This window comes from Mycobacterium sp., assembly GCF_049281135.1.
Lineage (GTDB): Bacteria > Actinomycetota > Actinomycetes > Mycobacteriales > Mycobacteriaceae > Mycobacterium.
Genome location: NZ_JBAPRN010000406.1, coordinates 1 through 6,121, shown reverse-complemented (window position 1 = coordinate 6,121; position 6,121 = coordinate 1). Strand labels below are relative to the sequence as shown.

Sequence of the window (6,121 nt, the reverse complement as noted above, 5' to 3'; positions counted from 1 at the left end):
AGGATGCTGTTGACGATGTTGGTGACGATGCTGTCCAGAGCAGTCGTCCCCAGCAATGAACCTAAACTCTCACTGGTCAGGCCGCTGAGGCCCACGTCGTTTAGGAATCCGACCAGTCCGACGTCGGCGGTCGGGTTGATATCGAAGTCGGTCAGCACCTGGTCCAGATTCAGGTTGTTCAAGGCCACGTTGGTGTCCAGACCCAGACCACTCAAAATGTTCGTCAGGCTGAGGCTGGGCAAATCCAGGCCGTTGAGACCGAGGAGGTTCAGCAACCCACTCAGCGTGGTTATTGGATTGGTCAGGTCCGCAAGCACTGTGCCCAGGCCTTTGTCGCTCAGTCCCAGGTCGCCGAACAGCGAGCCGAGGTTCAGATCACCGAGCCCGAGTTGGCTCAACAAGTTGCTGAGGTCGAGGTCGGTCAGGGGCGTGTTGCCCAGGCCCAGCGCGTCGATCAGGCTGGTCAGGCTGATGTTGATGTCCGCGGATGTTTCAGGGGCGAGCAGGCCGTTGTAGAGCGGAATGGTGATGGCACCGCCCAGCAGGCTGATGCTGTCTGTGCCGTTGAGGTCGGCGTTCAGGACGGTGGCCAGGCCCTCAGAGAGGTTGGTCAACGACGGGTCAGTCTGCAGCTGTTGGGCAACGGTCTCGAGCGTGGTCAACGTCGCGCCCGTCGCCCCGAGGCCGGCGATTGCGAGCTCGAGCCCCGGCGGCAATTCGACCGAGATCGTGGCGGGCAGCGATGTGAGGTCCGTGGTGACGGTCGGGTCGAAGTTCGCCAACGCTTCAATCACACCGAACGGGTTGGTGGCGAGCTGGCTGAAGAGCTGCGTGATGTCCGACGAGCTGGCATTGCTGATGATGCTGTCGACGTTGGCGGTCGTGTTGCTGATGAGCTCCGACCACGCGTCGACCAGTTTCACCGATCGCACCTGCGGGGCGGGGGGCGGCGTCACCATTGGCGTCACAGCGATCATGCTGGCGCCAACCAGAGCTATGCCAGCGGTGGCATAGGGGCGGAGTGCTTCTTGCATAACGATTCATCCTCCCAATTTCTGTGTGATGCACCTCACAGGGTTGACGGCACTGTACCTGAAATTCAGATAAGAAACACCGAAAAATTGGCCGTGTGCCCAATAAAACTAAGGTTGTCCATGTATTCGGATCCTTCGTCCGATTCATTGGACTAGCAAACAAACGACTGCCCGAGGCGGCTTAACCACCCGACGTTTGGACGGAGCGCGAGGGATGTGTCGCTACTTATCAACCTGTCGCCGTGCGGGGCCGTCTACTCCCTGGATCGCTAGTCCTCCTTGATCCTCTTTAGAGGCGTCTGCCGGCCCGAACGGTCGTCGCGAAATCGATCGCCAGATTGGTGCTGACCGATCGAAAATAAGCTGAGCTATTCGAACTCCTTCACAGAAGCACCGCGAGTCGCCCGCGTAACGAGCGAGTCAGCTCAGAAACTTGGTTACCGCGGTGGCCAGGTCCGGTGACGCCGAAGTGGCCAGGTTCTGGTAGCTGCCGCCGGAGAGCTTCGCGACAGCCTCCCAGGTCGCCCGGTCGGAGTCGGACCCGAAGTCGATGACGTTGACCGCGACCGGCTTGGCCGGGTCGGCGCTCTGCTTGATGAATTCTTGCAGTCCCTCGCTGCCAAGACTCTGATCGCTGTGCGGCCCGGCCGTAATCACCAGTACCGAATTCGTCTGTCCGGCATGGAAATTGGCCAACGCGCTCTGGTAAATCAGCCGCAGCGTGGTGAACGACACCGCCCCGCCTGACGAGGCGTGCTGTCGATCCAGCGCCCCCAGCAACACATCCGACCGCGGCTTGCCGTCGACCTGATCGCTCAGCGGGCCGGCCGACACCTCCGAGCGACCTTCCTTACCGTCGAACGTCCACAGCCCGATCACGGCACTGGGCGACAGTGACTTGATGCGGTCGTCGAGCGCAGCGACGACATTGCCCAGCCGGGTCTTGTCGCCCTCTTCGGTGACCATCGACTGCTCGAGCATGATGATCGCTGCCGGTGCGCTCGCCGGCGCCGACACCACGTTGGCCAGGGCCGCGCGCGTTCCGTCGTCACCGACCGACAGCGTCGACGGCAGCGCCGGGAAGCTGATGACATCGCTCTTCGGCGACTTGTTGCCCTCGGCGCGGAACCCGGCCTTGGCCAGCTCGGCCAGTTGGTCGGGCTTGTGCATAAACCGGGCGAACTCGCTGGCAGCCGTCACCTGTTCCTGCGACAGCCACGATCCACTGAGCAGAACAGTGGGGTAGTCGGCGACCGCAGCCGGGCCCGGCGGAAGCCACGAACTCAGCGCGCTTCCCGCATCAGGCAACGACTGACCGCGGGCGAACAGTTGCTGTTCGGTCGTGACCACCGCATGCACCGGCGCAGTCGCCGCATCACCGGACGTCAGCAGCGCTTTCATCGCCTCGTCCAGCGAGTTGTCGGGCAGCTTGGGCTGACCGCCGATCAGTGTGCGCACCGCGCCGCTGCCGTCGGTCGGCGGCGCACCTTGCGGCACGGATTCCGCCGCCACCGCCTCGCCGGCGAGGTACGCGGCGTCGCTGTTGCCGCCGAGTGGCAACGCCAGACGCAGCGAACCCCACGCCGGCAGCTTCAATGCCGCCAACGAATCCGGCTTGATCTGCAGATCGGGCAGCGTCGCCCACTTCTGATCGCCGAGCGCTTTTTGAAGTTCGGGTCGCACCGCGAGCACCACCGGCGAGGTGACCAGCGACCGGCTGTCGGTAACGGTCTCCTTGCCCGCCGCGGCGGTCAGCCGCGCGGCCGATACCGAGCTGCCGGGAATCCACAGCGCCGGTCGTTGGCCCAGCTCTCCCGGCCATTTCCCGATGAAGCCGTCGACGACGGCGTCGGAGCCGGCGGATTTGACCCCGACCGAGACGCAGTGGTCGCCGACCGGTGCGGCAATGGAGTTGAAGCGCTCGGCGAGATGCTGCACCTGGTCGGTGATCGACGGATCGGCGATGACAGCGACGGGCTGTTTTTCGCCGACGCATCGCGCGCTGTGCGAGCGGTTGGACAGTGCATCGCCGAAGAAACGCCACAGGATGACCACGCCGACGACAACGACGACAGTGATCAGGGCGGCGATCACCCCGATGCTGACGCCGCGCCGGCCGGCCTCGTTGCGGTGACCGCCACCAAACCCGGGCAGGCCTCGATGGCCGCCGGTCTGCGACGGCGGGGGCGGTGGCCCTTGGTCGCGTCGCGGGAAGCCGGGGAAGTCGTCCGGCGGATCGATGTCGGCGGGGGGAAGGTCCCGCTGGGGTTGCTCCGGGTGGGCGAAGTCGTCGCGATGATCGTCCGCGGGGTCGTCGAAGTCGAAAAACCCTCGGTGGTCGTCGAAGTCGTCGTGAAACTCCTCGGGCGGCCGGGTCGGATAACGCGGTACGGAGAAGGAATCGGTGTAGGACGGTTCATCGGGCGGGAAATTCCCGGGTTCGTGATAGCCGCCGGCGTCCCCGAAATCCTCCGGCCCGGGATAGTCGTCCGACGATTCGTCGGACGACTCGTCGTCATCAGGGGCTCTGTGCCTACCCATGCCGGTCCTCTCCTGGGCGCTGGAGGTGCCTGCAACGTCTAGTCATGGGGCTAGTCGATGCTCCCCGGACCGACCTCACTCATGGGCGCGGGCCTTAAATTCGCGCCGGCGCCGGTGCAGAATCGGCTCGGTGTACCCGCTGGGTTGCTGAGCGCCCTCCAGGATCAGCTCCTGGGCGGCCAGGAAGGCGATGCTGTCGTCGAAGTTGGGAGCCATCGGCAGATACCCGGAGTCACCGGCGTTCTGCTCGTCCACCAGCGGAGCCATTCGTTCCAGGCTAGCGCGAACATCCTCTTCGGTGATGACGCCATGCCGGAGCCAGTTGGCCAACAACTGGCTGGAAATCCGCAGCGTGGCCCGGTCTTCCATCAACGCGACGTTGTGGATGTCGGGCACCTTCGAGCAGCCCACACCCGCGTCGATCCAGCGCACCACATAACCCAGGATCGACTGGCAGTTGTTGTCGACCTCTTCGCGGATCTCTTCGGGCGCCCAGGCCAATTCCTTGGCCAGCGGGACCGTCAACAGCTCGTCGATGGTCGCGCGCTTCTTGCCCTGGAGCTCTTCCTGCACCGCAGCCACATCCACGTAGTGGTAGTGCATCGCGTGCAACGTGGCCGCTGTCGGCGAGGGCACCCACGCCGTGGTGGCGCCGGCCTTCGGTTGGCCGATCTTCTGCTCCATCATGTCGGCCATCAGCTCGGTCATGGCCCACATGCCCTTGCCGATCTGTGCTCTGCCCTTGAAGCCGGCGGCGAGCCCGGTGTCGACGTTGTTGTCCTCGTAGGCCTTGATCCAGGTGGTGCTCTTCATCGCACCCTTGCGGATCATCGGACCCGCTTCCATCGAGGTGTGGATCTCGTCGCCGGTGCGGTCCAGGAAGCCGGTGTTGATGAACACGACCCGGTCCGCGGCGGCTTTGATGCACGCCTTGAGGTTGACCGTGGTGCGGCGCTCCTCGTCCATGATGCCGACCTTCAGCGTGCCCTGCGGCAAGCCGAGGACGTCCTCGACGCGGCTGAACAGCTCGCAGGTGAACGCGACCTCGTCCGGCCCGTGCATCTTCGGCTTGACGATGTAGATCGACCCGGTGCGGCTGTTTGTCAGCGGCCCGTTGCCGTCGCCGGTCTTCAGGCCGTGAATCGCGGTCAGACCGGTGAACAGCGCATCCTGGATGCCTTCGAACACTTCGTGTTCAGCGCCGTTGCCGTCGCTCACGACGATGGCGTCGTTGGTCATCAAGTGGCCGACGTTGCGCACGAACAGCAAGCTGCGGCCGGGCAGGGTCAGCTCGCCGCCAGCCGGCGTCTTATAGGTGCGGTCCTGATTGAGCACGCGGTGGATGGTCTTGCCGCCCTTGTCGACCTCCTCCGACAGGTCACCCCGGTTCAGCCCAAGCCAGTTGCGGTAGCCGAGCACCTTGTCGTCGGCGTCGACGGCGGCCACCGAGTCCTCGAAGTCCATGATCGTGGTGATCGCCGACTCCAGGACGACGTCCTTGATGCCGGCGGCGTCGGTCTTGCCGACCGGCGATTCCGGGTCGACCAGGATCTCGATGTGCAGCCCGTGGTTGACCAGCAGCACCGACCAGTCGGGGGAGCCGAGCTCGCCGGTGTAGCCGATGAACTTCTCCGGGCTGGCCAGGCCGACCGCGCCTTCGGCGGTCGCGACCTGCAGCTGGCCGTCCTCGAGGCTGAGTCCCGTCGCGTCGGTCCACGAGCCCGACGACAACGGAACCGCCTCGTCGAGGAACTTGCGGGCGTACGCGATCACCTTGTCGCCGCGGACCCGGTTGTAGCTGGTGCCTTTGTCGGCGCCGTCGCTTTCCGGGATCACGTCGGTGCCGTACAGCGCGTCGTACAGCGAGCCCCAGCGGGCGTTGGCCGCGTTCAGTGCAAACCGCGCGTTGAGCACCGGCACCACCAGCTGCGGGCCGGCCGTAGTGGTGATCTCGTCGTCGACACCCGCGGTGGTGATGGTGAAATCAGCCGGTTCTGGCTGCAGGTAACCGATCTCGGTGAGGAACTCCCGGTATGCCTCGGGGTCGAGCGGCTCGATGACGTGCTGGCGGTGCCACTTGTCGATCTGGGCCTGCAGCTGATCGCGGCGCGCCAGCAGGTCCTGGTTCTGCGGCTGCAGGTCGGTGACCACCTTGTCGACGCCTGCCCAGAAGCTGTCCGGGTCTATGTCGGTGCCGGGCAAAGCCTCGGTGTTGACGAAGTCGTACAGCGCTTGAGCGACGCGCAGGTTCCCCACCGACACACGATCCGTCATCATTTCCCTCCGCACTTACCTATCGAAATCACATCTCAGCCTACCGGCCAGTAGTTGGACTACCGGCAACCGGCGGCATGCAGCAGCAGGTCACACCGCGCCAGCAGCTCTGGCCGCAACGGTTCGGCACGTGTGGCGATCGCCTTCTGGCAACGCTGGCTCGCATGTCGATCTCGCGTGCCGCCTCAGCCAGCTCCAGGCAGTCGAGCAGCGTCGCTGAGTCGATCAGCGGACTCAACTTGTACGCCCATTTGTACAGGTCCCTACCTATT

2 protein-coding genes and 2 pseudogenes are annotated in these 6,121 nt (G+C 64.7%); all 4 read right to left on the bottom strand.

Annotated elements, in window-relative coordinates:
• Positions 1-1,034: pseudogene (locus WAN02_RS16555) on the bottom strand (hypothetical protein); the annotation flags it as partial.
• 420 nt (positions 1,035-1,454) lie between these two features.
• Positions 1,455-3,575, bottom strand: a complete 2,121-nt coding sequence (locus WAN02_RS16550; protein WP_422265300.1) for a substrate-binding domain-containing protein — start codon at positions 3,573-3,575, stop codon at positions 1,455-1,457.
• A 75-nt stretch (positions 3,576-3,650) separates the two neighbouring features.
• Positions 3,651-5,849 (bottom strand): malate synthase G, encoded by a 2,199-nt coding sequence (locus WAN02_RS16545; RefSeq protein ID WP_422265298.1) that lies wholly within the window; start codon positions 5,847-5,849, stop codon positions 3,651-3,653.
• A 40-nt stretch (positions 5,850-5,889) separates the two neighbouring features.
• Positions 5,890-6,121: pseudogene (locus WAN02_RS16540) on the bottom strand (hypothetical protein); the annotation flags it as partial.